Here is a 23451-nt window from a genome sequence, read left to right on the forward strand (position 1 = left end):
GATTGTTTTTATCCGCCGCCAAGTCCTTGTAATCTGCTACAAATACCTTAACAGCGATTTTTTGTTTATACTCTATTCATTATTTATATAAGTCCGGCAGCAATACGACGGGCTTCGGCATCCGTAGCCACATAATCATCATAGTCGGGCTGATTAATATAAGAGACTTTGCACATGGTTTGTTCAATCACATCACTCATTTGCAAAAAGCCTATTTCATCACGTAAGAAAGCAGCCACCACTACCTCATTGGCCGCATTGACAATACAAGGCATGTTTCCACCTTTATTCATAGCCTCATAAGCTAAAGCCAGATTGCGGAATCGCTTCGTATCAGGCTGCTCAAAAGTTAAGTTAGTGCATTTGGTAAAGTCAATCCTCTCAAAGGAAGACTTGATACGATAAGGATAGGAGAAAGCATACTGTATGGGTAGCCTCATATCGGGCATACCTAATTGCGCTTTCACCGAGCCATCTTCAAATTGCACCATGGAATGAATAACCGACTGAGGATGCACTACCACTTCTATCTGGTCCGGGCGTACACCAAAAAGCCATTTAGCTTCAATAACCTCAAAGCCTTTATTCATCATTGAAGCCGAGTCAATCGTAATTTTAGCTCCCATCTCCCAATTAGGGTGTTTCAAAGCTTGTTCCTTCTTTACCAGACTTAGCTGTTCTAAAGAACACGTACGAAAAGGACCTCCGGAAGCGGTCAATATTATTTTCTCAATCGGATTGTCGAACTCGCCTGCCAGGCATTGGAAGATTGCCGAGTGTTCAGAATCAACCGGTAGAATAGGCGCTTTGTATGTGTTTGCCAGTGAATTGATTAGCTCACCAGCTACAACCAATGTTTCTTTATTTGCCAATGCAATTTGCTTGCGGGCTTTGATCGCATTGATGGTTGGTTTCAATCCGGCATAGCCCACCATGGCACTAAGTACAATGTCTATCGGACCCGACTCAACGACCTGGCAAAGTGCTTCCACACCGGCATACACTTTAATGGGTAAACCAGCCAAAGCCTGCTTTAACTCTTCATATTTATTCTCGTTTGCTATCACAACAGCTTCGGGCATGAATTGACGGGCTTGTTGAATCAATTGTTCAACACTATTATTTGCGGTTAACGCATAGACCTCATACAAATCAGGATGCTCGGCCACAACTTGCAAAGCTTGTGAACCAATAGAGCCCGTAGAGCCTAGTATAGCTATTTGTTTCTTCTTTATCTCTTTTGTCATCGTTTCTCTTAATAACCATTAAAAAACAATGTAATTTTCGGGATTTACCGGTCGGCCTTTCAGCCAAAGTTCAAAGCGAACAGGTATATCTTTCTTTTCTCCCGTGTTTTTTTTCGCCAAGCCAATCACTTCTCCGCTCTTCACAGATTCACCAACCGGCTTCAATAATGACCCGCAGTTTTTATAAATAGACATAAAATCATGTGTGTGTTGAACCGCTATTACATAACCGGCCTCAGCCGTATAAGTACTGAGTACAACGGTGCCATCGAGCACGGAAACAATGCTTGCATTTGTTCCCGCAACAAGTTCTACGCCCAGATGCCCCAAAGCACTGTTAAAGCGTGAAAGCAAAATGCCGCTTACCGGAGACGAGAACGTGAGTCCATGAAGATTTACAGTTTCTCCGATGGTTGTCAGATTGTATTTCTCGGCGTCTTCATATTCCTTCCTGAACTCCTCCTCGCGCAGAGACGCCTGCATCAAAGAATCTTCGCGGATGGCCAGCAACGAATCAAAAGATTCGGTCTGCTCTGCTTTTATTTTTCCGCTAAAGATATCCTGCAGATTAAGAATATAGCTATTCTGGCGATGAACCAACTGTTCAAGAGAGTCGAGTGACAAGGCGTTTCGAACTACTTGCTGGCGGACTTCACTATTCATATAGCCCGGCAGATAGTTACGTAGAGGAGTAAATGTGATAATAGTTGCGGTAATCACAAATATAACAATCACGGTAGAAAGAAGAACCGAAAAACCATTCAGCTTTGAAACACGAAGCCCCACCACCTCTTCGAGTGTATTCTCATTGATGATGGTCAACTTGTATTTGAACTTAATATTGTTCCAAAAAGCTTTACTACGTTTCTTTTTCGGCATTTTTATAAACTATATACGGCAAATGTAGGAATTTCAACTAATTCACCGGTAGTTTCTTCATTCAATTTAACTTTATATACGAGTTATTCGTCTTCGTCGGGAGCTGCATGATCCAGATCAAGCAAACCATCGGGCAGTTCAACCGTAATCAGCTTCTTTTGCGGATCAACGCCCCGAATGAATTCTTCCTGAGCCGGCAAAAGAGTTTCTTCTCCGTCGTTTTCTATGATAAAAAGCGTATTGATGGTAGTCGTATCAACATCCACAATATCGCCTATGTATCCGTTATTGACATCCTCCACACGAAAACCTACAAAGAAATCCCACGACACATCCCCGTCGACGGCTGCATCTTGAGCAAACTTCAAGGGAAAAAAAACGGGCACGTTAGTAAACATGCGTGCTCGTTCGGAAGAATCAACACCTTCTAATTTCACCAACGCCGTTGAATCCGACCGGAAACGGTATTCTTCCACATAGAAAGGCACAAGTATTCCGTCGAGCATGCATACCAAGTAATCGCATTCTACCCTGTCAAATATATCATCAGTAAAGGTAAAAGACAATTCCCCGTGAATACCGTGAGGCTTATTGAAAATACCTATTTTATATACCTCGTCTTGTTTTATCATACAACTATTTTAAATACGGGTAATTCTTGCTCCCAGAGCATTCAAACGACCTTCTATATTCTGATAACCTCTGTCAATCTGCTCAATGTTGTGAATGCGGCTGATACCTTCTGCACTCATGGCAGCAATAAGCAAAGCAATACCGGCACGAATATCAGGAGAGGTCATGTTCCCTCCACGCAATTTAAATTCATGATTATGTCCAATTACAACCGCTCTGTGCGGGTCACAAAGAATAATCTGCGCTCCCATGTCAATAAGTTTATCAACAAAGAAGAGTCTGCTTTCAAACATTTTTTGATGAATAAGCACACTGCCTTTAGCCTGAGTAGCCACAACGAGCAGCACACTCAATAAGTCGGGTGTCAATCCCGGCCAGGGTGCATCGGCTATAGTCATAATAGATCCGTCAATAAAGGATTCTATTTGATAAGAGTCTTGAGAAGGAATAAATATATCATCGCCACGCTGTTCGAGCTTGATACCCAGACGTCGGAAGCTTTCCGGAATAATACCCAGATTCTCATAAGATACATTCTTAATACACAGCTCGCTTCCGGTCATCGCCGCCATACCAATGAAGCTACCCACTTCAATCATATCGGGCAACACCGTATGTTCCGTTCCCGAAAGGCTTTCTACTCCTTCGATGGTCAATAAGTTAGAGGCTATTCCACTAATCTTAGCTCCCATGCGGTTGAGCATCTTACACAATTGTTGCAGGTATGGTTCACAAGCGGCATTATATATAGTGGTAGTTCCTTTTGCGAGAACAGCAGCCATCACAATATTGGCAGTTCCGGTAACAGACGCTTCATCGAGTAGCATGTACGTCCCTTTTAATTCCGAAGCCGATATTTCGTATATTTCTCTTTCACTATTATAGTTGAAATCAGCACCCAGATTTTGAATGCCAACAAAGTGAGTGTCCAAACGGCGGCGTCCAATCTTATCGCCACCCGGCTTGGATATTAGTGCTTTGCCAAATCGAGCTACCATAGGGCCAATTAGCATAACAGAGCCTCGTAAGCTAGAGCACTTCTTCAAAAATTCGTCACTTTCCAGATAAGCCAAATCAACCGCCTCTGCTTTGAAACTATACGAATCAATGCCTTTCTTGGCTACGGTAACCCCCATATCCCTCATCAGTTGAATCAGGTTATTGACATCCAGAATATCAGGAATGTTATTTACTATTACCTCTTCTGCCGTTAGCAGAGTGGCACAAATAATTTGTAAAACCTCGTTTTTTGCACCTTGCGGATAAATATCACCACTAAGTCGGTGACCACCTTCAATTACAAATGAAGCCATAGATATTATTTTTTAGGAAATACAACGGATTAGAATAAATCAACAAGATATTATTTATGCCCCCTCCTCTGATTGGTATTGGTGTTCTGACGAGGGCGACGGTTGATAACCTGACGATTCTCCATTAGTCGGAAAATATCTGTTGTTAACTGTAGCTTCCCTTCTGACAGTTCGTACAAATCATCGGCAATTTTACGGTCATCTATTCCGTCTTTATTCCAAGCCTGATAATCTTTTCTCATGTGATTGGCAATCATGGCTACCAGGTTTAGCTTTTCATCTCCTTCGGGAAATTCGCATGCCTTCTGAATAAGTACTTCAATGGTGCGACCATAGTGTCGGTAGCGAATACGGGTCTTGGGATACAAAACCGAATCGGGTTTGGTAATCAGGTTATCTTTCTGAATCACCGTATACGGGTAGTCAATATCTAACTTAAAGTCAGACATAATAGCCAAATGATCCCATAATTTATGCTTAAAATCGGGTACATCACGCAAGTGAGGAAACAGACCTCCCATGATGTTGATTATCGTATTTGCACAACGCTGACGTTCCGCTCTGTCCTGAATAGTCAACGCATGGTCAACCATATTCTGAATACTTCTTCCGTACTCCGGCAACGGCATTCTTTTTTGTTGGGTATTGTATATCATATATTTATTTGTTTACAGAAGTTTTTTGGGCTGTGAAGCTATAAATTCTTTCAGGTAGAAGGGTTCAAAGTAAGCAACATCCTTATAATCTTTCAAGGCTACGGCTTTTTCTGCTAAAGGAAACATCATTTTAGCCAGCGGGTGAATGTCATCTATAAAGTGTGCATTAGGATGCACTATTTTATCGCGGCATTTGGCGGCTCCATTACCAAAGAAGTAAACGGGCTGTTTCTCTAAAAATTCAAGAAAACTATTTTCATCAATGATCTCAGCCGTTATGTCGCGTTTCATTTCTAAAGCCCGATCATAAACGGCAGCGTACACTTCCATTCTGCGAGCATCAATCATGGGACAAAGCAATGCGTTGTCGGGTAATTCATGATATAACAAAATCGGTACACAGAGAATTTCCACCGTAGGAATGCCAATAAGTGGAATGTCACGACCGTAACAAACACCTTTTGCCATAGAAACTCCGATACGCAAACCGGTATATGATCCCGGACCGCAACTTACCGCCACTGCATCAAGCGGAATGGCATGACTATCGGCAAAAGACAATGCTTCATCAACAAAAACACCCAGAGATACTCCATGAGAACAGCTCTGAAAATCTTCCTTTACAAAAATATTTTGTCCGTCTTCACTTAACGCAACCGAACAAACAGTTGTAGAAGTTTCAATATGTAAGATACATGACATAATTTTCGGGTTATAATTCATGCAAAGATACGTATAATTACGAAAAAACACCTACTTTTGCACAAAACTAATGTGATATGATACAATCCATGACGGGATACGGAAAGGCTACAGCCGAACTTCCCGATAAAAAAATTAATGTAGAGATTAAATCGCTCAACAGTAAGGCACTTGACTTGTCAGTTCGCATCGCTCCTCTTTACAGAGAAAAGGAGATGGAGCTACGCAATGAGATTACCAAAATCCTTGAACGCGGAAAAGTGGATTTCAGTCTTTGGATTGAGAAAAAAGAGTGTACCGAAGGAGCTACTCCCATTAATCAAACCCTTGTAGAAAGCTACTATAATCAGATAAACCAGATTTCTAAAAGTGTGGGAATTCCTTTACCAACCGATTGGTTTCAAACACTACTCCGCATGCCCGATGTGATGAGCAAAACAGAAGTTCAGGAGTTAACCGATGAGGAATGGGCTCTAGCACGCCAGGTTATAGAAGAAGCAATCGGACACCTGATTGATTTCCGCAAACAAGAAGGAGCTGCACTCGAGAAGAAGTTCCGTGAGAAAATTCAAAACTTACACTCTCTGCTTGATTCTGTTGAGCCTTTTGAAAAAGAAAGAGTAGACAAAATAAAAGAACGAATCAGCGATGCACTCGAAAAAACCATTAGTGTTGATTATGACAAGAACCGGTTGGAGCAAGAGCTTATCTATTACATAGAAAAGCTAGATATAAACGAAGAGAAGCAACGTTTAAACAATCACCTCAAATACTTTGTAACAACTCTTGAGAGCGCAAGCGGACAAGGAAAGAAATTGGGTTTCATTGCTCAGGAAATGGGACGTGAAATCAACACATTGGGCAGCAAATCCAACCATGCGGAAATGCAGAAGATTGTTGTTCAGATGAAAGATGAATTGGAACAAATCAAAGAACAGGTTTTAAACGTGCTTTAATTGATGATGAACGGAAAACTAATCATATTTTCAGCTCCATCGGGTTCTGGTAAATCAACAATTATAAACTTTCTACTTACCCAAAATTTAAATCTGGCCTTTTCTATTTCGGCTACCAGCAGAATGCCAAGAGGAACAGAGCAAAATGGTGTGGAATATTTTTTCATCTCTCCGGAGGAATTCAGGAAACGCATAGAAAATCATGAATTTCTAGAGTATGAGGAGGTATACAAAGACCGTTATTACGGAACCCTGAAAGAGCAAGTAGAGAAACAATTGCAAGCCGGACAAAATGTTATTTTCGACGTAGACGTGGTAGGTGGTTGTAACATCAAAAAGTTCTATGGAGAGAGAGCACTGTCTATCTTTATTCAGCCACCGTCTATCGAAGAACTAAAGCAACGTTTGATTAATCGGGGCACCGACTCTGCAGAAGTAATTGATAGCCGGGTCGCAAAAGCCGAGTATGAACTGAGCTTTGCCAATCAATTTGATCATGTTATTGTAAACGATAACCTCGAAAAAGCCAAAGCGGAAGCATTGGAATTAATTCGTCATTTTTTAATGAAATAAAATGAAAACCGGGATTTTCAGCGGTTCATTTAACCCCATACATATAGGCCATCTGGCTCTGGCAAATTACTTGTGTGAGTTTGCCGGACTAGATGAAGTATGGTTTGTGGTAAGCCCGCTCAATCCGCTGAAAAATGAAGCCGATTTGCTGGATAATGACCTGCGGCTGGAAATGGTATCTTTGGCTATTGGAAACTATCCCAAATTCAAAGCTTCCGATTTTGAGTTCACACTTCCCCGCCCGAGCTATACGGTTCAAACTTTGCGGTTACTCAAAGATCAATATCCCGATAGAGAGTTTCACCTGATCATCGGGGCAGACAATTGGCAGCAATTTCATTTATGGAAAGAGTATGAAACAATTATAAACACAACTCCGATACTTGTTTATCCTCGTCCCGGCTACGAAGTACAAGAAAATAAACTTCCCCATACAATTAAAGTAGTCAAAGCTCCCCTGCTCGACATTAGTTCTACATTCATCCGGCAATCACTTCAAACGGGAAAAGACATCTCATTTTTCCTTCCCCGTGAAGTGTATCAGTACATCAAAGAAAAACAGCTCTATGTAAACCGTTACTAAAACGGTTACATAGAACTGCAAATCTCAAGTCTATTCAATTACTAATCAGTTGTCGAAGAATTTCGGGTTATGTAATTGCTGGAACCGGACGACCAAACCACATATCCTCTTGAATGTAGCAGTTTAATGATAGGAACAGGTCTAAACGAGACTGTCAGTTGCAGGATTTCACCCGGTTGCAAACAGTCGCACTGTTTCAATATATCATCCATCGGATTTTGCCCCTTGGCAATCACCGCATCCGCATCAAAGTGCTTCACAACGAAGGCTTCGTCAAACCACGCGGGTTGAGGCATACCTTCGGCATCCATCTCTACTTCATCTGTTTCGAATGGAGAAAATCCCGCAGCCTCACGCAAACGATTAATTAAATCTACCGGAGGAATTCCACCAACTTCCGCAACCTGCTTAAGCGAAGTGACCCGTGCCACTGTCTTTCTCAATATCGGGTTACTCAGTTTCTTAAACATGGGAGATATTTCATAAAGAGTTTGCTCCAGTTGCGGATAGGCCTCCAGCAAAGCACCAACCTTCACATCAAGCGTGATATCCATAACTTTATTCTTTCGAATAAGAGAGTAACCGCTGATCTCCTTCCAGATTACGCAAATCGGTAATATCCTGCGTCACTTCAATCACCCCCAGATACTCATTGTCTACTCCGCGTAAAGCAGTATATTCAATGTATATGAAACGACCTTTAAAGGAAGATATCCAAAAAGCAGCTTTATTTTCCTTTCCTGCTTTAAAGTCACTAATGATTTGTTCTACAATGTGTACACTGTGAGGAGGATGACATAAACGCACGTCTCTACCGATGATGGAACGATTACGTTCAAAAACACGTTTGGGACTGTGCGAGAAGAAACGCACTTTATCATTCTTATCTACAAAAGTAAGATCAACAGGCAGAGTCACAAATAATGCTTCCAGCTCTTCGACAGCAAAACTACCGGACGACAAACGTATCGCTCCCGAAGGTTGATAAACAGGCTGTTGCGCCACTACATTTTCGGGCTTCCATTCCACCTCAGGGTCATACAAACAATAGCCGTATTCACCCGTTTCCTGATAAATTTGATACCAATTTTCATCACTCAGTACATCAAGTGCCATAGGTAACAAGATCTCTTCTTCTTTCATGATCATACCTGCCACAGCCTCAACAGCAGGGCGCAAAACCATATTGATCAACGTAATCAGTTCAGAGGCTTTAACCCCTTCTGTCATCAACACTTCATGAGCATTTTTAAGCATCTCTCTGGTTTCGTCATGCTTACCCCACATCACAGTAGGAGGACCAGTAATTCCATTCTTCTCTAAGAAAGGAAACAATAAATACTCTTTGCGTTTATAATGTTTGTCCACATCAGATAAAGCATTGAAAACACCTTTCAACTCCAGCAGATAATTACGTACAGCTTGGTCGTCAACCAAAGCCACATGATCAAATAATACGTTGGCTGCTTCTATGAAGTTCTCGAGAGCACGGTTCTCACGTTTAAACGTATCAACAGGGTGTCCTTGAGGAACCTGTTTAGCCGTAGAGGTATCAATATTACCTTCCAATACATCCGTGTGAATGTCACACAGACGAAGAACTTCCGCTTCGGGCAATCCTTCGGCAATGAGTTCCTGCTCCACTTCTACTACTTCATTATATGGAATAGACTGTAACAGTTCGGTAATTCGTTTCCGTACTATCTCGGGAGCCTCGTTATGATGTAGCTGAAGAATCAAATGCTTCAGCATCTCTTTTCTCTGTGCAGAATTGTTAATAATTTCACTCATAGTATTTATCCTTTAATCATGGTTAATAACATTTTAAAACGTTCCACTGCATTCAGCGCATGCGGAACATTGGCTGGCATTATGATTGTTTCGCCTTCTTTCAGCAAATGAGGAACCCCATCGAGTACCACTTCGGCTTCACCATCCAGAATCTGTACCACTGCATCAAACGGTGCAGTGTGCTGACTCAACCCTTGCCCTTTATCAAAAGAAAACAATGTCAGGTTACCCGAATTGTTTTTCACCACCTGCTTGCTAACAATTCCTCCTTCAGAATAATCAACCGACTGTTTCAAATTTAAAACAGACGCCTTTTTAAATAACTCACTCATACAAATATCTGTTTAAAAGTTATTAAATCAAACCCACCTATCTTCGAGCTTCTCTCCCTTAAGACTAATTCGTATTAATTTCAAAGGCACATGGCGAGACGCCAGTTTCCGAGCCTCCTGGCAAATAGAGAGTAAGCCTCCACAACAAGGAACTTCCATAATCATGACTGTCAACGTATTAATACCCCCGTGATCAATCATATCTGCCAATTTATTGATGTATACATCTTTTCCATGATCCAATTTAGGGCATGCAATCACCAAACGTTTTCCTTTCAGATAAGTCTGGTGAAAATCACCCACACTAAATGCACAACAATCGGCAGCAACCAACAAATCGGCACCTTTAAGAAAAGTAGCTCCGGGAGATACCAAATGTAATTGCACCGGCCACTGTTGTAATTCACTCGGTTGCGAACCAGTTGCTACAACTGGCTGAACAGAAGAAGGAGTAAAACTCATCTCTCGACTTCCGGGGCAACCCGAATGTTGGTGACCAACAAGGCCCGTTATATTTGGAACAACTTTTTTCTTCGATTGTTTATAAAGCGGAACAGATACATTATTAGCTTTCAACACACTCTCAGCCTCTGCCAGAAAATCATGCTGATCATGCTCAAACAAGTGTTTGAGATGGGCCAGGATAACAGAATCACCCTTCTTCATCAACCTTGTCATCACTGCAGTTTCATCATATGGTTCTGATTCTCTTTCTTCTAATGTAATAGCACCTACCGGACAATCGCCCAAACAAGCACCCAGACCATCGCAATACAACTCACTAACCAACATTGCTTTTCCATTGATGAGTTGCAAAGCTCCCTCATGACAACCTTTTACACATACACCACAACCATTGCAGAGTTCTTCATCAATCTTTATAATTGTTCTCTTCATATCTTATTTCTTTAATTTGGTACAAAATTCAGCATTTTAATTTGATTATGTTTGTAACAAATGCAACAATGAGCAAAAAACTTTTTTATTGCAAGGCAATCAGTCGTATAAGAACCACTTCACTGGGAGCAAAAAGTCGCACCGACTTACGAGATGTACCAATACCATTGGTTATTATTACTGGAATGCCCGCTGTTGTATGACGCAGACCGGAACGAAATCGCTGACCGTACGCCGAAGGAATCACCGGAGCATAAAGTCCGAAAAGAGTAACCTGTCCTCCATGAGTATGTCCGGCAAGTACCAAATCACTGTTGGGTATCGGTACTTGTTCTGCATAATCGGGGGTATGAGTCAGTAATATCACAAAATCATCCGGAGAAAGATTGGTAGAAGGCGACACACCATTTGCCTGCAGATCAAACGGATTGCGAACGCCGGCAATTATAATACGACTATTCTCTTTCCGAACCGTATCGAGTTCATGTTCCAATATTCTGATTCCGTGCGTACGCATTCCGTTCACAATATCATCATAACAACGTTCATAGTCATTGTTACCCATTACTCCAAGAGTTCCATACGGAGTCTTTATTTCTGAAAGGCACGCACATAACTCGTTAACGAATTGACAACCTTCCTGATAATCACCTCCCATTAATAACAAATCGGGATGTAGTTTATTAATTGTCTTCACCAAACCACGCAATCGTTTTTCTGTGAACTTACTCTTGTAATGTAAGTCAGAGATAAATGCAATTGTAAAACCATTGAAACTAGCCGGAACATCTTTATGCGCAAAATCATATTTCTTCACACGCCCCAATCCGGGGTGCGTTACATTCAACGTTGCACACGACGAGAACAAAAGCAAAACACAACTACAAAGCCAAACAATCCTTTTCATGTAACCATTCTTTGTTTGCAAAGATAAGATTGTATCTTTGCATCAGTTTAAATTCGATATTTTTTTCGTGTATTTACAATAGAATAACATGTCAGACCCCATTCAACCTAATTCCATAAAAGCCTGGATATTGGCTGCCCGTCCCAAAACTCTTGCCGGCGCATTGACACCGGTCCTTATCGGTTCGGCCCTTGCCTTCATGCACGGTTCTTTTCATTGGCTACCCGTATTCATCTGTTTTCTTTTTGCCGGGTTCATGCAAATAGCAGCCAACTTTATCAATGACCTGTTCGACTACCTAAAAGGAAGCGACCGAGAAGATCGCCTGGGGCCTGAAAGAGCCTGTTCGCAGGGATGGATTTCTCCCCGAGCCATGCGTTGGGGCATACTGACTATCCTTATCATAGCTTGCCTCACAGGCAGTACGTTACTTTATTATGGAGGAATGCAACTCATTGGAGTGGGACTGGTGTGTGTGCTCTTTGCTTTTTTATATACTACAGGTCCTTACCCGCTCTCTTACAACGGGTGGGGTGACATATTGGTGCTTGTCTTCTTCGGTTTTGTACCGGTTGGTGGTACCTATTACGTGCAATCTTTGAACTGGAATAACGATGTAACAGTTGCATCGCTACTTTGCGGTTTGGTAGTCGACACCTTGTTGGTGGTCAACAATTACCGTGACCGCGAAGCAGATAAGAAAAGTGGTAAACGAACAATCATTGTTCGTTTCGGCGAAAAATTTGGCAGTTATCTCTATTTATGGCTAGGTATTTCAGCAACATTAGGCTGTTTGTGGTTTCTTCGTGATCAACGTTATTATGCAGCTTTGTTCCCTTTACTGTATGTAATTCTTCACGTACTGACATGGCGCAAAATGGTTAAAATACACAGCGGTAAAAAATTAAACAGCATATTAGGAGAAACATCTCGTAACATGCTGTTATTCGCAATTCTTTTATCGTTAGGAATGATTTTATCGTGAGCCGTACATCTTATCGTAATAATGTTGATAATCACCACTTGTTACCTCCTCTACCCACGATTGATTATTTAAGTACCATTCAATGGTCTTAACAATTCCGTTTTCAAATTTGGTTTCCGGATACCACCCCAACTCCCGGGTAATCTTTGTAGGATCAATAGCATAGCGCAGATCATGCCCCAAGCGATCTTTTACAAATGTAATAAGACCTTCGTTGATCCAGTCAATGGAAATTGCACCTTGCGCATCCTTTTCTTTCTTCTTAAGAACGGTACGATACTCCGGTTTCTCAGTCATCAACTGACGAATCGTTGCTATCGTTAACTTAACAATATCAAGGTTTGTTTTTTCGTTATGACCACCCACATTATATACCTCTCCATCGGTACCTTGCCTTACTATCAAATCAATAGCTTTGCAATGATCCTCCACATAAAGCCAGTCGCGCACATTACTTCCATCGCCGTAAACAGGTAACTTTTTCCCTTCCAGAATATTTTTAATGATGAGCGGTATCAGTTTCTCGGGGAAATGAAAAGGACCATAATTATTAGAACAACGTGAAATTGTGACCGGCATCTTGTACGTATCATGATATGCCATAACCACCATATCAGCACTTGCTTTCGAAGCACTATACGGACTGTGAGGACAAACAGGGGTATCTTCTGTAAAATAGCCATCGATCCCCAATGAGCCATACACTTCATCGGTCGATACCTGGTGAAATCGTACGCCTTTACGCCACAAAGGATAACCTTGCGTATCTTTCCCGGCAACCCACGCACGACGCGCGGCATCCAACAGATTCTGCGTGCCCAGAATGTTAGTCGTCAGAAACAGTTGAGGATTCTCAATGCTTCTGTCAACATGACTTTCTGCTGCAAAATTGACCACATAATCAAATTTATATTGGGCAAAAAGTTCTTCGGCCATCGAACGATCACAAACATCCCCCTTTACAAAAATGCAGCGGTCGTTATCAATATCTGAGACGATCGTTCCCAAATTGCCTGCATAAGTAAGTGCATCAAGCACCACTACACGCAAATCACTGTGTTTGCCTAGAATGTATTTTATATAATTGGCACCGATAAAACCGGCAGCCCCGGTTACAAGATAAGTTTTCATTGATCTATGACGTTTGTTTATTCAATCTCTTATTTGTTATCATTGGCAGCAAGTTCCAACAAGTAACAGCCGTATTCCGTTTTCTCGAGTCGGCGACCTAAAACCTGAAGCTCCTCAGTCGATATCCAGCCATTTCTCCAAGCAATTTCTTCAATACAGCTCACATAAAACCCTTGTCGGTTTTGAATGGTTGCAACAAAATTCGATGCTTCCAATAAGCTGTTGCAATTTCCGGTATCCAGCCAGGCAAACCCTCGTCCAAAGAGTTGCACATTAAGCGTACCTTCGTCCAAATACAATTTATTCAAATCCGTAATTTCATATTCGCCTCTTGCCGAAGGCTTAAGTGAGGCTGCTTTTTGGGTAACTGTTGAATCATAAAAATACAGGCCTGGTACAGCATAATTGCTTTTAGGCATATCCGGTTTTTCTTCTAAAGAGACCACTTTGCCGGTTTCATCAAACTCAACAACCCCATACGCACGAGGATCTTTTACGTAATATCCAAAAATACAAGCTCCTTGAGTTAAACCTGCAGCCTGCTTCAACATTGCCGAAAAGTTCTGCCCATAAAAAAGGTTATCACCTAAAATCAAACAACCAGCCTCCCCCTGCAAAAAATCGGCTCCCAACACAAATGCCTGGGCCAAGCCATTAGGCTGCTCTTGCATTTGGTATTCAAACGTCATATCAAGTTCTTCACCTGTACCCAACAGATTGCGAAATACAGGGAGATCACGAGGAGTAGAGATAATCAATACTTCACGGATACCGGCAAGCATTAATGTGGAAAGAGGATAGTAAATCATCGGTTTATCATAAACCGGCATGACTTGTTTGGAAATGGCTTTTGATAAAGGATAAAGACGCGTTGCGCTTCCTCCCGCCAAAATAATACCTTTCATAATCAGCTATTGTTATTCATACAAATCAGTCATCAAACCAATTTATGGGTTAAAACATCATTTTTACACAAACCGCACACGAAGTTACTGAAATATTTTTATTTAAGAGGTAAACTCTATCAGTAATTTTATTCTTAAGCATGCGACACACATTAAAGAGTTCCGGCAAGTATACATACCGGTTTGTTAACCGGCTATTTCTATAACTTCCAAATCCTTAAACACGCCATTATCTATCACAAAACGAACCATGGTACGAACTTTGTGAAAACCGGATATACCGGCAGCACCCGGATTAATGTGCAACAAATTGAGTGTTTTGTCATATTTCACCTTCAAGATATGAGAATGTCCGCTAATAAACAACTGAGGCGGACGCACCAAAATGCTTCCCCTAACGGAAGCGTCATAATTTCCCGGATAACCTCCTATATGCTTCATCATCACATCGGCTCCATCAATGGTAAAACGGTTTATAAGAGGGAACTCCTTCCGAATGTCTTGGCCATCAATATTGCCATACACCGCACGGAGCGGACGAAAAGCAGCCAGTTTTCGGGCTATCTCCAGCGAACCTATATCACCGGCATGCCATATTTCATCACAATGCTCAAAATAAGTCAGGTACTTATCATCCCAATAGGCATGTGTATCCGACAACAATCCAATTCTTGTCATAATTCCTTTGTTTATATCTGCAAAGATATTATATTTGAGGCAAATTAAGTTGATGGAAAACAGCTATAATTACTTCAAGCGAGATATCAGTTGGCTATCGTTCAACTATCGGGTGTTGCTGGAGGCAGAGGATGAAAATCTTCCGCTTTATGAACGCATTAACTTTATTGCCATCTATTCGTCAAATTTGGAAGAGTTCTATAAGATAAGGGTGGCCGATCATAAAGCAATTGCCAATGGAGGTGCACGCAATTCGGAAGAATCAGTAGAAAGTTCTCTTCAATTACTCGAAGAAATCAGTGCCGAAGTAAACAGACAACTGGAAAAACGCGTTGAGATATACGAAAACAAAATTCTTCCGGCTCTTCGTCGCAAACACATTGTGTTCTATCAAAACCACCGTGTGGAAGCCTTTCACGAAGAATACATCAAAAGTTTCTTCAAAGAAGAAATTTTCCCCTACTTGCAACCCGTTCCTTTGTGGAAAGATAAAGTAACCTCATTCCTTCGAGACAACCGCCTATATCTGGCCGTACGGCTCTATCTGAAAGGAACTGCGCCCGAAGATCCCAGCCATATACAATATTTCGTGATGAAACTGCCCTACTCCAAAGTTCCACGCTTTATTGAACTGCCCCGGCATGGTGAAGAGCATTATATTATATACATAGAAGATATTATCAAGGCCAACATAAATTCCATTTTCCCGGGCTACCAGGTAGACAGCAGCTATTGCATCAAAATATCCAGAGATGCCGATATTCTGATAGACGATGCATCCGAAGGAGACATTGTTGAACAAGTAAAGAAAAAAGTCAAGAAGCGTAAGATAGGAGCTGTTTGTCGTTTCGTATACGACAGGAAAATGCCTGACGACTTTTTAAACTACCTGACGGATGTTTTTCACATTGATAAAAATGAGCTGGTTCCTGGCGACAAACATCTTAACTTAGAAGATTTGATTCATTTGCCCAATCCATTGAAAGGAATAGAAGAAAACCCCAAGCCCAAACCCATGAGGCTCAACTGCCTGGACAATAAGGAATCCATTTTCAGATACGTAGCCAAGAAAGACCTGTTATTGCATTATCCTTATCATTCGTTCGGACACTTCATCCATTTCCTGTATGAAGCCGTGCACGATGCACGCACAACCGAAATCATGGTCACACAATATCGCGTGGCCGAAAATTCGGCAGTGATCAACACATTGATTTCGGCTGCTCAAAACGGAAAGAAAGTAACTGTATTTGTGGAACTCAAGGCCCGATTCGATGAAGAGAATAACCTGACAACTGCCGAAATGATGAAAGATGCAGGGATCAACATCATCTATAGCATACCGGGCCTCAAAGTACACGCTAAGGTGGCGCTCATACTCAGAAAAAACAAAAAAGGCAATCCCATCAGAAGTTATGCGTATATCAGCACCGGCAATTTCAACGAACAAACAGCCGATGTGTATGCCGATTGCGGCTTGTTTACCTGTAATAAAACCCTCGTAAATGATTTGCATACACTCTTTTCAACGTTAGGCGGAAAACAAAACCCTATTTTTAAACGCCTGCTGGTAGCACGATTTAACCTCATACCCGAACTTCACAAGCTGATTGAGCATGAAATTCACTTAGCAGAAAGCGGTCAGAAAGGAAGAATCATACTCAAAATGAACGCTCTTCAAGATTCGGCTATGATCGACAAGCTTTACGAAGCTTCGAGCCGGGGAGTGGAGATAGACTTGATTGTAAGAGGAATCTGCTGCCTGATACCCGGACAGCCATACAGCAAAAACATAAAAATAACCCGTATCGTAGACAGTTTTCTGGAGCATGCCCGTATTTGGTATTTCGGAAACAACAATAGTCCTAAAGTCTTTTTGGGATCGCCCGATTGGATGAGAAGAAATTTATATCGTCGCATTGAAGCCGTAACGCCGGTTCTTGACATCGACTTACGAAATGAAATAATAAACCTGCTAAACATTCAGCTTAATGACAATCAAAAGGCTTGTTTTGTAGATGAAAACTTAAAAAACGTATTCAAGAATGACATATTGCAACCTCCTATACGGGCTCAATATGCCTTTTATGCATATTTGAAAGACAAAAATGAAACATTTCTGTAACATGTATGCAACTTATTTGCAATAAAAAACTCATTATCTTTGCAAACCAGAAACAGAAAACATATTTATGGAAACAATTTACCTGGGTATTATTATTTTCTTATTCGTTTTGGCTGTATTCGACTTGATGGTCGGTGTTAGTAATGACGCAGTCAACTTTCTAAATTCCGCTATCGGCGCCAAAGCCGCTTCCTTTAAAACGATCATGATTATCTCGGCAATCGGTATCTTTATCGGAGCCTCGTTATCAAATGGCATGATGGACATTGCCCGACACGGAATTTATCAACCGGAGCACTTCTACTTTGAAGAAATTATGTGCATTCTACTGGCAGTGATGCTCACGGATGTAGTTCTGCTCGATGTGTTCAACTCCATGGGAATGCCAACCTCAACCACCGTATCGATGGTGTTTGAATTGCTGGGAGGTACATTTGCCCTTGCTTTGATTAAAGTGTACGGCGACAGCTCACTGGAATTGGGTGACCTCATTAACACAGACAAAGCGCTATCGGTCATCATGGCTATTTTCGTGTCAGTGGCTATCGCTTTCTTTTTCGGTATGTTGGTGCAATACATAGCCCGCGTTATCTTTTCCTTTAATTACCAAAACAAGATGAAGTACAGCATCGGCCTTTTCGGAGGAATTGCCGCTACTGCCATCATCTATTTCATGCTGATTAAAGGATTGAAAGACAGTTCATTTATGACCAAAGAAAACTTGGCATGGGTGAAAGACCATACGGCGCAGTTGGTTCTTACCTGCTTTGTATTCTTCACCGTTTTGATGCAAATTCTGCATTGGTTAAAAATAAACGTATTCAAGATTGTCGTTTTGCTGGGAACCTTTGCTTTGGCACTTGCATTTGCCGGCAATGACTTGGTTAACTTCATCGGAGTGCCTTTGGCCGGTTATTCTTCTTTTATTGACTATACAACTAACGGTGCCGGATATGCACCAGACAGTTTCTTGATGACTTCACTGCTCGGCCCGGCAAGTACTCCATGGTATTTTCTGGTAGGCGCCGGAGCCATCATGGTATACGCCCTATTCACCTCTAAGAAAGCTCATGCAGTTGTCAAAACATCGGTAGACCTCTCTCGGCAGGATGAAGGTGAAGAAACATTCGGCAGTACCCCCATTGCCCGTACACTAGTACGCATCAGCCTGAACATGTCGAACAGCCTGTCACGCATTATACCCGAAGGTACCAAAAACTGGATTGACTCACGCTTTCGCAAAGACGAAGCGATTATTGCTGACGGAGGAGCATTTGACCTTGTCCGTGCATCTGTGAATCTGGTATTGGCAGGATTACTTATAGCCGTTGGTACCTCATTAAAACTTCCCTTGTCAACCACATACGTAACGTTCATGGTAGCAATGGGTAGTTCACTGGCCGACAGAGCCTGGGGACGTGATTCGGCCGTATTCCGTATTACCGGTGTGTTGTCCGTTATCGGAGGCTGGTTTCTCACCGCAGGTGCTGCATTTACCATCTGTTTCTTTGTAGCTCTTATCATCCATTTCGGAGGAACTGTTGCCATTGTGCTACTTATTGGATTGGCAGCCTTCACGCTGATTCGTAGTCAGGTTCTTTTCAAGAAGAAAAATCTCAAAGGAAAAGAGAACGAAACATTCAAAGAAATTATGCGTAGTACCGACAGCAATCAAGCTCTCAATTTAATGCGTGTACTCACTCGTGAAGAATTGAACAAAGTATTACTCTATGCAGAAGAGAACTTTGACCGTACCGTAAACTCTTTCATCAATGAAAATCTCAGAGGACTAAGAAAAGCAATGGGTGCCAGTAAATTTGAGAAGCAACTGCTGAAACAGATGAAGCGTACCGGTACGTTAGCCATGTGCCGACTCGACAACAATACCGTTCTCGAAAAAGGTTTGTATTACTATCAGGGAAATGACTTTGCCAGCGAACTGGTGTATAGCATCCACAGATTGTGCGAGCCCTGCCTGGAACACATTGACAATAACTTCAACCCGCTGGATGTGACTCAGAAGAATGAGTTTAGCGAAGTATCTGCCAAAATCACGGCACTGATCAGTTCATGCCGCGAGAAGCTAAATAACAATGCTTACGAGGACTTTGAAACGGATTTGGCCACAGCAAATGCTCTTAACGCGCAATTGGCTCATCTGAAACGCGAAGAACTAAAACGTATTCAGACTCAAACGGGCAGTATCAAGGTAAGCATGGTTTATCTTACCATGATACAAGAAGCACAAAATGTGGTCACTTATACTATTAATTTGATGAAGGTAAATCGTAAATTCCAAATGGATTTTGAGATATAAGACTTTAGCAGACATGATAATAATGGGTCGGACTAGTTGTTAGCTCGACCCATTATACTTTAACATCTCCTACCAAGTTAACCCCGGAACATATTTTTTCAGGCTGTTGCGCAAAGCCATCAGAGTAATGGGTTTGACTAACACCTCTGTAGCACCTGCCACCATGGCTTGCTGCTGATCTTCATAAAAGGCATACGCTGTCTGCACAATAATAGGAATATCCGGAGAAGATTGCCGAATGATACGTGTAGCTTCCAGTCCATCCATCAGTGGCATCTTGAGATCCATTAACAAGACATCGGCCTGTTCACCGTGCTGTTCATACAAATTCAGCATTTCCTGTCCGTTACGCGCCCATAAAACATCGCACCGATTATTGATTATCGCCTTAATCAGTTTGAAATTACTTTCATCATCCTCTGCTACAAGAATTAACGGACGTTCTTTATTAGGTATTTTGCTTTCCATATATCCGGATTTATTTCATGATAAGTCATTTATATTATTCTCCTTGATAAAGCGAAGGTAACAAAAATAAATTATCATATACCTGTTGGCGCGATTAAAAAGTGAAGAGATTTATGCTTGGAAATTTGCGCATTTTTACAAATACACCCCTTTAAATCATGAATCAGAGGAATCTTGTCAAGAGCAGATTTATATATTATTAACGGGTAAACCGGGAAGCAACAAGGAGCGGCAAGACTTTGGTAAAACATAACCAACTTTTTAAAAAACATAACCGACTTTTTCAAAAAGATAACCAGCAATTTTAAATCATAAACCGTCTTTTGGGTCATGAGCAACCGTCTCTTCGCCGTAACACGGTTGCTCAGGAACCTTTTGCTACCGTGCGAACCGGCGCAAGACACCGTGTTAATGCAATCATAAACCGTCAAGACATAAAAAAAGGCAAGAGTATGAACTCCTGCCTTTGCGCCTATAATAATTTGAATATACTATAAGATTATAAGTACAAAGATAATACATTATACTGTCAATTCCAAATCATTGTGGTTCTTTTATCAGGTTATTATTAGGGCACAAACCGTGGTGTTTCGAATGTAACGAAAACAGCCTATCCGCAAAATAAAGACATAAAGAAACCAACGAAAACACCCATATACAAACAATAAACAGATAGATTCTTATAAGGAATAATCACCAAAAAAGTTGGTGATACTTGGTGATACTTGGTGAGGCTTTTTTTTAGCCAAGTATCACACATACAAAACTGATAATCAATTCATTGCAAGATTGGTGATACTTGGTGATACTTTATTTCATACTTTTCATGAGGCAAAACGACACTTGTGCAAGTATCCGTTGGCGGAGTTACATGTGCACCCATGTAGCCAGAGTTAAATATGCGCTAAGTTAATTCCGCAAACGGGTTATTATATGTATCTTTGCCGCTCAATTTTAAAAAGCAATACATGATTTCAGTAGACGGACTGACCGTAGAGTTTGGCGGGTCCACCTTATTCAGCGATATTTCATTCGTTATCAACGAAAAAGACCGCATTGCCCTGATGGGTAAAAACGGTGCAGGAAAGAGTACTTTACTTAAGATTTTGGCCGGCGCGCGTCCCGCTACGCGGGGCAAGATATCAGCTCCCAAAGAAAGCGTAATTGCTTACCTGCCTCAGCACCTGATGACCGAGGACGGACGAACTGTTTTTGAAGAAACAGCATTGGCTTTCTCACATATACACGATATGGAGGCCCAGATTGAACGTTTGAATAAAGAGCTGGAAACACGTACTGATTACGAATCGGACAGCTACATGAATCTGATTGAAGAAGTGTCTGCCCTGAGCGAAAAATTCTATGCGATTGACCTGACCAATTACGAAGAGGATGTTGAAAAAGCATTGCTGGGATTAGGATTTGAGAGAGAAGATTTCGGACGTCCTACCAAAGACTTTAGCGGCGGCTGGCGCATGCGTATTGAACTGGCGAAACTACTTTTGCAAAAGCCCGATGTATTGCTACTCGACGAGCCGACCAACCATCTTGATATTGAATCCATTCAATGGTTGGAAGACTTTCTTATTAACAGTGCCAAAGCCGTAATTGTAATCAGCCACGACCGTAAGTTTGTTGATAACATCACCACACGTACCATTGAAGTAACCATGGGGCGTATTTACGATTACAAAGTGAACTACTCTAAATATCTTGAACTGCGCAAAGAACGACGTGAACAGCAACAAAAAGCGTTCGAAGAGCAACAGAAGTTCATTGCCGAAACCAAAGAGTTTATTGAACGATTCAAAGGAACCTATTCAAAAACGCTACAGGTACAAAGCCGTGTAAAGATGCTTGAGAAACTTGAGATTCTTGAAGTGGACGAGGAAGACACCTCGGCTCTACGCCTGAAGTTCCCGCCTTCTCCCCGTTCTGGAAACTATCCTGTCATCATGGAGAATGTTGGCAAACAATACGGTGACCATGTGGTATTTAAAAATGCCAGTCTGACTATTGAACGCGGTGATAAAGTAGCCTTTGTAGGACGAAACGGAGAGGGTAAATCAACCTTGGTAAAATGCATCATGAAGGAAATTGAGCACAATGGCACTCTTACTTTAGGGCATAATATTCAAATAGGATATTTTGCACAGAATCAGGCATCCATGCTCGATGAGAACCTCACTGTTTTTCAAACGATAGATGACGTAGCTAAAGGTGATATACGAAACAAGATACGCGATTTGCTTGGCGCTTTCATGTTTGGCGGTGAAGAGTCGACTAAAAAGGTTAAAGTTCTTTCCGGAGGTGAAAGAACCCGTCTGGCCATGATCAAACTATTGTTGGAACCCGTCAATCTGCTTATTCTGGATGAGCCCACTAACCACCTTGACATGAAGACCAAAGATATTTTGAAACAAGCACTAGCCGACTTTGACGGCACATTGATTGTAGTTTCACATGATCGTGATTTCCTCGATGGGTTGGTAACCAAGGTATACGAATTTGGAAACAAGAAAGTAACCGAACACTTGTGTGGTATTTATGAGTTTCTTGAGAAAAAGAAAATGTTATCGCTCAACGAACTAGAGAAAAAATAGAATAATCTTTTTTATATATTGATAAGGTTTATATCGAACTTTATTTGCAGTAAATATGTTTTCTTTGCTAATGTGATTTAAAAACAATGATTATCCATTTTAAAACGAAAAGAAAAATGAAAAAACTGTTTTATTGCGCTGCATTTGTTGCAGCAATGGGCTTATTCACAACTGCTAATGCTCAGAATACCGCTCAGAAAAAAGAAGTAAAGAAAGAGCAATGCGATAAGAAATGTGACAAGAAAGACGGTAAAGCTTGTAGTAAAGCCGATGCAGACAAATCTTGCTGCAAAAAAGATGCTGCTAAGAAATCTTGCTGCAGCAAAGAAAAAGCAGAAAAGAAATAAAAACGTTACCAATGCGTAACTAAATGAAAAGCCGACCTTTTACAGGTCGGCTTTTCTTGTTCATAGACGAATTACCACAACCATTTTTTATGAACATTAGTTGTTTGAGAGCAACAGAGTTTCTATCTTTGCCTTCATAAGAAATGTACATGCAAAAAAAGAGGAAATATATATCTTTACCCGTTGGCGGAATTAAATTAGTGCATATTTAATTTGTCCAATGGGTTTGTTATTAATCTTGTTTATATATTGAAGGATTGTAAGTGCACTAATTTTCCCCGTAATTCTGGTAAACAATCCTTCTGTTTGTTTTGCGTAATTTCTGATTATCATAAATTGATCGCATAATTGTGCAAAAAGCGTTTCAACCCTTTTCCTTGCTTTAGCAAATGGACTAAATACAGGTTTCCAATCTTTTTGATT

At 41.2% G+C, this 23451-nt stretch carries 23 protein-coding genes and 1 pseudogene; 8 read left to right on the forward strand and 16 right to left on the reverse strand.

The window, feature by feature from the left end:
• Positions 1-83 precede the first annotated feature (83 nt).
• The 6 genes from C511_RS0110030 to tsaB all read right to left on the reverse strand — a co-directional run bounded on the left by C511_RS0110030 (position 84) and on the right by tsaB (position 5430).
• Entirely contained in the window at positions 84-1247 is a 1164-nt protein-coding gene (locus C511_RS0110030; RefSeq protein ID WP_027318102.1) for a 1-deoxy-D-xylulose-5-phosphate reductoisomerase, read from the reverse strand.
• Between the two features lie 18 nt (positions 1248-1265).
• Positions 1266-2126: a murein hydrolase activator EnvC family protein gene (locus tag C511_RS0110035; RefSeq protein ID WP_027318103.1), complete on the reverse strand. Its 861-nt coding sequence runs from the start codon at positions 2124-2126 to the stop codon at positions 1266-1268.
• 83 nt (positions 2127-2209) lie between these two features.
• Positions 2210-2758: a ribosome maturation factor RimM gene (gene rimM / locus C511_RS0110040; RefSeq protein WP_024996825.1), complete on the reverse strand. Its 549-nt coding sequence runs from the start codon at positions 2756-2758 to the stop codon at positions 2210-2212.
• A 9-nt stretch (positions 2759-2767) separates the two neighbouring features.
• Positions 2768-4072: a UDP-N-acetylglucosamine 1-carboxyvinyltransferase gene (gene murA, locus C511_RS0110045; protein WP_024996824.1), complete on the reverse strand. Its 1305-nt coding sequence runs from the start codon at positions 4070-4072 to the stop codon at positions 2768-2770.
• A 50-nt stretch (positions 4073-4122) separates the two neighbouring features.
• Positions 4123-4728, reverse strand: coding sequence for a DUF4290 domain-containing protein (locus tag C511_RS0110050; protein ID WP_024996823.1), 606 nt, complete (start codon positions 4726-4728; stop codon positions 4123-4125).
• Positions 4729-4740: 12 nt separating this feature from the next.
• Complete coding sequence (gene tsaB, locus C511_RS0110055) at positions 4741-5430, reverse strand: tRNA (adenosine(37)-N6)-threonylcarbamoyltransferase complex dimerization subunit type 1 TsaB (RefSeq protein ID WP_024996822.1); 690 nt, start codon at positions 5428-5430, stop codon at positions 4741-4743.
• A gap of 77 nt (positions 5431-5507) precedes the next feature.
• Here tsaB and C511_RS0110060 point away from each other — a divergent pair, with 77 nt between their 5' ends.
• The 3 genes from C511_RS0110060 to nadD are packed head-to-tail and all read left to right on the forward strand — an operon-like array spanning position 5508 to position 7542.
• Positions 5508-6386, forward strand: a complete 879-nt coding sequence (locus C511_RS0110060; RefSeq protein ID WP_024996821.1) for a YicC/YloC family endoribonuclease — start codon at positions 5508-5510, stop codon at positions 6384-6386.
• Between the two features lie 6 nt (positions 6387-6392).
• On the forward strand, positions 6393-6959 hold the full coding sequence (gene gmk, locus C511_RS0110065) for a guanylate kinase (protein ID WP_024996820.1): 567 nt from the start codon (positions 6393-6395) through the stop codon (positions 6957-6959).
• Between the two features lies 1 nt (position 6960).
• The gene (gene nadD, locus C511_RS0110070; RefSeq protein WP_024996819.1) at positions 6961-7542 is read left to right on the forward strand and encodes a nicotinate (nicotinamide) nucleotide adenylyltransferase; all 582 of its coding nucleotides are present in this window, start codon (positions 6961-6963) and stop codon (positions 7540-7542) included.
• Positions 7543-7583: 41 nt separating this feature from the next.
• On the opposite strand, the gene C511_RS0110075 is transcribed toward nadD, so the two are convergent.
• The 5 genes from C511_RS0110075 to C511_RS0110095 all read right to left on the reverse strand — a co-directional run bounded on the left by C511_RS0110075 (position 7584) and on the right by C511_RS0110095 (position 11469).
• A complete protein-coding gene (locus C511_RS0110075) occupies positions 7584-8096 on the reverse strand; it encodes a DUF1858 domain-containing protein (protein WP_024996818.1) in 513 nt (170 codons plus the stop codon).
• A gap of 4 nt (positions 8097-8100) precedes the next feature.
• Positions 8101-9333: a DUF438 domain-containing protein gene (locus tag C511_RS0110080; protein ID WP_024996817.1), complete on the reverse strand. Its 1233-nt coding sequence runs from the start codon at positions 9331-9333 to the stop codon at positions 8101-8103.
• A gap of 5 nt (positions 9334-9338) precedes the next feature.
• Complete coding sequence (locus C511_RS0110085) at positions 9339-9665, reverse strand: cupin domain-containing protein (protein ID WP_024996816.1); 327 nt, start codon at positions 9663-9665, stop codon at positions 9339-9341.
• A gap of 27 nt (positions 9666-9692) precedes the next feature.
• Entirely contained in the window at positions 9693-10562 is an 870-nt protein-coding gene (locus tag C511_RS0110090) for an ATP-binding protein (protein ID WP_027318104.1), read from the reverse strand.
• Positions 10563-10647: 85 nt separating this feature from the next.
• Positions 10648-11469 (reverse strand): metallophosphoesterase, encoded by an 822-nt coding sequence (locus C511_RS0110095; protein ID WP_024996815.1) that lies wholly within the window; start codon positions 11467-11469, stop codon positions 10648-10650.
• An 88-nt stretch (positions 11470-11557) separates the two neighbouring features.
• Between C511_RS0110095 and C511_RS0110100 the strand changes: the two genes are divergently transcribed.
• Entirely contained in the window at positions 11558-12454 is an 897-nt protein-coding gene (locus C511_RS0110100) for a 1,4-dihydroxy-2-naphthoate polyprenyltransferase (RefSeq protein ID WP_027318105.1), read from the forward strand.
• Here the strand turns inward: C511_RS0110100 and rfbB are convergent.
• The 3 genes from rfbB to C511_RS0110115 form a co-directional block, all read right to left on the reverse strand.
• Positions 12446-13585 carry a dTDP-glucose 4,6-dehydratase gene (gene rfbB, locus C511_RS0110105; RefSeq protein WP_024996814.1) on the reverse strand — a complete coding sequence of 380 codons (1140 nt, stop codon included), beginning with the start codon at positions 13583-13585 and terminating at the stop codon, positions 12446-12448. The genes C511_RS0110100 and rfbB overlap by 9 nt on opposite strands.
• A 29-nt stretch (positions 13586-13614) precedes the next feature.
• On the reverse strand, positions 13615-14490 hold the full coding sequence (gene rfbA / locus C511_RS0110110; RefSeq protein ID WP_024996813.1) for a glucose-1-phosphate thymidylyltransferase RfbA: 876 nt from the start codon (positions 14488-14490) through the stop codon (positions 13615-13617).
• Positions 14491-14676: 186 nt separating this feature from the next.
• Positions 14677-15168 (reverse strand): metallophosphoesterase family protein, encoded by a 492-nt coding sequence (locus tag C511_RS0110115; protein WP_024996812.1) that lies wholly within the window; start codon positions 15166-15168, stop codon positions 14677-14679.
• Between the two features lie 52 nt (positions 15169-15220).
• On the opposite strand from C511_RS0110115, the gene C511_RS0110120 reads away from it, so the two are divergent.
• A complete protein-coding gene (locus C511_RS0110120) occupies positions 15221-17293 on the forward strand; it encodes an RNA degradosome polyphosphate kinase (protein WP_024996811.1) in 2073 nt (690 codons plus the stop codon).
• A 67-nt stretch (positions 17294-17360) separates the two neighbouring features.
• Entirely contained in the window at positions 17361-19610 is a 2250-nt protein-coding gene (locus C511_RS0110125; RefSeq protein WP_024996810.1) for an inorganic phosphate transporter, read from the forward strand.
• A gap of 69 nt (positions 19611-19679) precedes the next feature.
• On the opposite strand, the gene C511_RS0110130 is transcribed toward C511_RS0110125, so the two are convergent.
• The gene (locus tag C511_RS0110130; RefSeq protein ID WP_024996809.1) at positions 19680-20078 is read right to left on the reverse strand and encodes a response regulator; all 399 of its coding nucleotides are present in this window, start codon (positions 20076-20078) and stop codon (positions 19680-19682) included.
• Positions 20079-21046: 968 nt separating this feature from the next.
• Between C511_RS0110130 and C511_RS0110140 the strand changes: the two genes are divergently transcribed.
• A complete protein-coding gene (locus C511_RS0110140; RefSeq protein ID WP_024996807.1) occupies positions 21047-22681 on the forward strand; it encodes an ABC-F family ATP-binding cassette domain-containing protein in 1635 nt (544 codons plus the stop codon).
• A 116-nt stretch (positions 22682-22797) separates the two neighbouring features.
• The gene (locus C511_RS16640; RefSeq protein ID WP_034782185.1) at positions 22798-23028 is read left to right on the forward strand and encodes a hypothetical protein; all 231 of its coding nucleotides are present in this window, start codon (positions 22798-22800) and stop codon (positions 23026-23028) included.
• A gap of 192 nt (positions 23029-23220) precedes the next feature.
• Here C511_RS16640 and C511_RS0110155 read toward each other — a convergent pair.
• A pseudogene (locus tag C511_RS0110155) lies at positions 23221-23451 on the reverse strand (IS982 family transposase); the annotation flags it as partial.

This window comes from Bacteroides graminisolvens DSM 19988 = JCM 15093 (assembly GCF_000428125.1).
GTDB lineage: Bacteria > Bacteroidota > Bacteroidia > Bacteroidales > Bacteroidaceae > Bacteroides > Bacteroides graminisolvens.

Bases quoted from the DNA above. Each gene is read 5' to 3' on its own strand.
- C511_RS0110130 (WP_024996809.1), bottom strand. From the start codon at position 20,078: ATGGAAAGCAAAATACCTAATAAAGAACGTCCGTTAATTCTTGTAGCA.
- C511_RS16640 (WP_034782185.1), top strand. From the start codon at position 22,798: ATGAAAAAACTGTTTTATTGCGCTGCATTTGTTGCAGCAATGGGCTTA.
- C511_RS0110035 (WP_027318103.1), bottom strand. From the start codon at position 2,126: ATGCCGAAAAAGAAACGTAGTAAAGCTTTTTGGAACAATATTAAGTTC.
- C511_RS0110080 (WP_024996817.1), bottom strand. From the start codon at position 9,333: ATGAGTGAAATTATTAACAATTCTGCACAGAGAAAAGAGATGCTGAAG.
- nadD (WP_024996819.1), top strand. From the start codon at position 6,961: ATGAAAACCGGGATTTTCAGCGGTTCATTTAACCCCATACATATAGGC.
- C511_RS0110030 (WP_027318102.1), bottom strand. From the start codon at position 1,247: ATGACAAAAGAGATAAAGAAGAAACAAATAGCTATACTAGGCTCTACG.
- murA (WP_024996824.1), bottom strand. From the start codon at position 4,072: ATGGCTTCATTTGTAATTGAAGGTGGTCACCGACTTAGTGGTGATATT.
- C511_RS0110120 (WP_024996811.1), top strand. From the start codon at position 15,221: ATGGAAAACAGCTATAATTACTTCAAGCGAGATATCAGTTGGCTATCG.
- C511_RS0110095 (WP_024996815.1), bottom strand. From the start codon at position 11,469: ATGAAAAGGATTGTTTGGCTTTGTAGTTGTGTTTTGCTTTTGTTCTCG.
- C511_RS0110085 (WP_024996816.1), bottom strand. From the start codon at position 9,665: ATGAGTGAGTTATTTAAAAAGGCGTCTGTTTTAAATTTGAAACAGTCG.
- C511_RS0110100 (WP_027318105.1), top strand. From the start codon at position 11,558: ATGTCAGACCCCATTCAACCTAATTCCATAAAAGCCTGGATATTGGCT.
- C511_RS0110075 (WP_024996818.1), bottom strand. From the start codon at position 8,096: ATGGATATCACGCTTGATGTGAAGGTTGGTGCTTTGCTGGAGGCCTAT.
- tsaB (WP_024996822.1), bottom strand. From the start codon at position 5,430: ATGTCATGTATCTTACATATTGAAACTTCTACAACTGTTTGTTCGGTT.
- C511_RS0110115 (WP_024996812.1), bottom strand. From the start codon at position 15,168: ATGACAAGAATTGGATTGTTGTCGGATACACATGCCTATTGGGATGAT.
- rimM (WP_024996825.1), bottom strand. From the start codon at position 2,758: ATGATAAAACAAGACGAGGTATATAAAATAGGTATTTTCAATAAGCCT.
- C511_RS0110140 (WP_024996807.1), top strand. From the start codon at position 21,047: ATGATTTCAGTAGACGGACTGACCGTAGAGTTTGGCGGGTCCACCTTA.
- C511_RS0110125 (WP_024996810.1), top strand. From the start codon at position 17,361: ATGGAAACAATTTACCTGGGTATTATTATTTTCTTATTCGTTTTGGCT.
- C511_RS0110050 (WP_024996823.1), bottom strand. From the start codon at position 4,728: ATGATATACAATACCCAACAAAAAAGAATGCCGTTGCCGGAGTACGGA.
- rfbA (WP_024996813.1), bottom strand. From the start codon at position 14,490: ATGAAAGGTATTATTTTGGCGGGAGGAAGCGCAACGCGTCTTTATCCT.
- C511_RS0110060 (WP_024996821.1), top strand. From the start codon at position 5,508: ATGATACAATCCATGACGGGATACGGAAAGGCTACAGCCGAACTTCCC.
- gmk (WP_024996820.1), top strand. From the start codon at position 6,393: ATGAACGGAAAACTAATCATATTTTCAGCTCCATCGGGTTCTGGTAAA.
- C511_RS0110090 (WP_027318104.1), bottom strand. From the start codon at position 10,562: ATGAAGAGAACAATTATAAAGATTGATGAAGAACTCTGCAATGGTTGT.
- rfbB (WP_024996814.1), bottom strand. From the start codon at position 13,585: ATGAAAACTTATCTTGTAACCGGGGCTGCCGGTTTTATCGGTGCCAAT.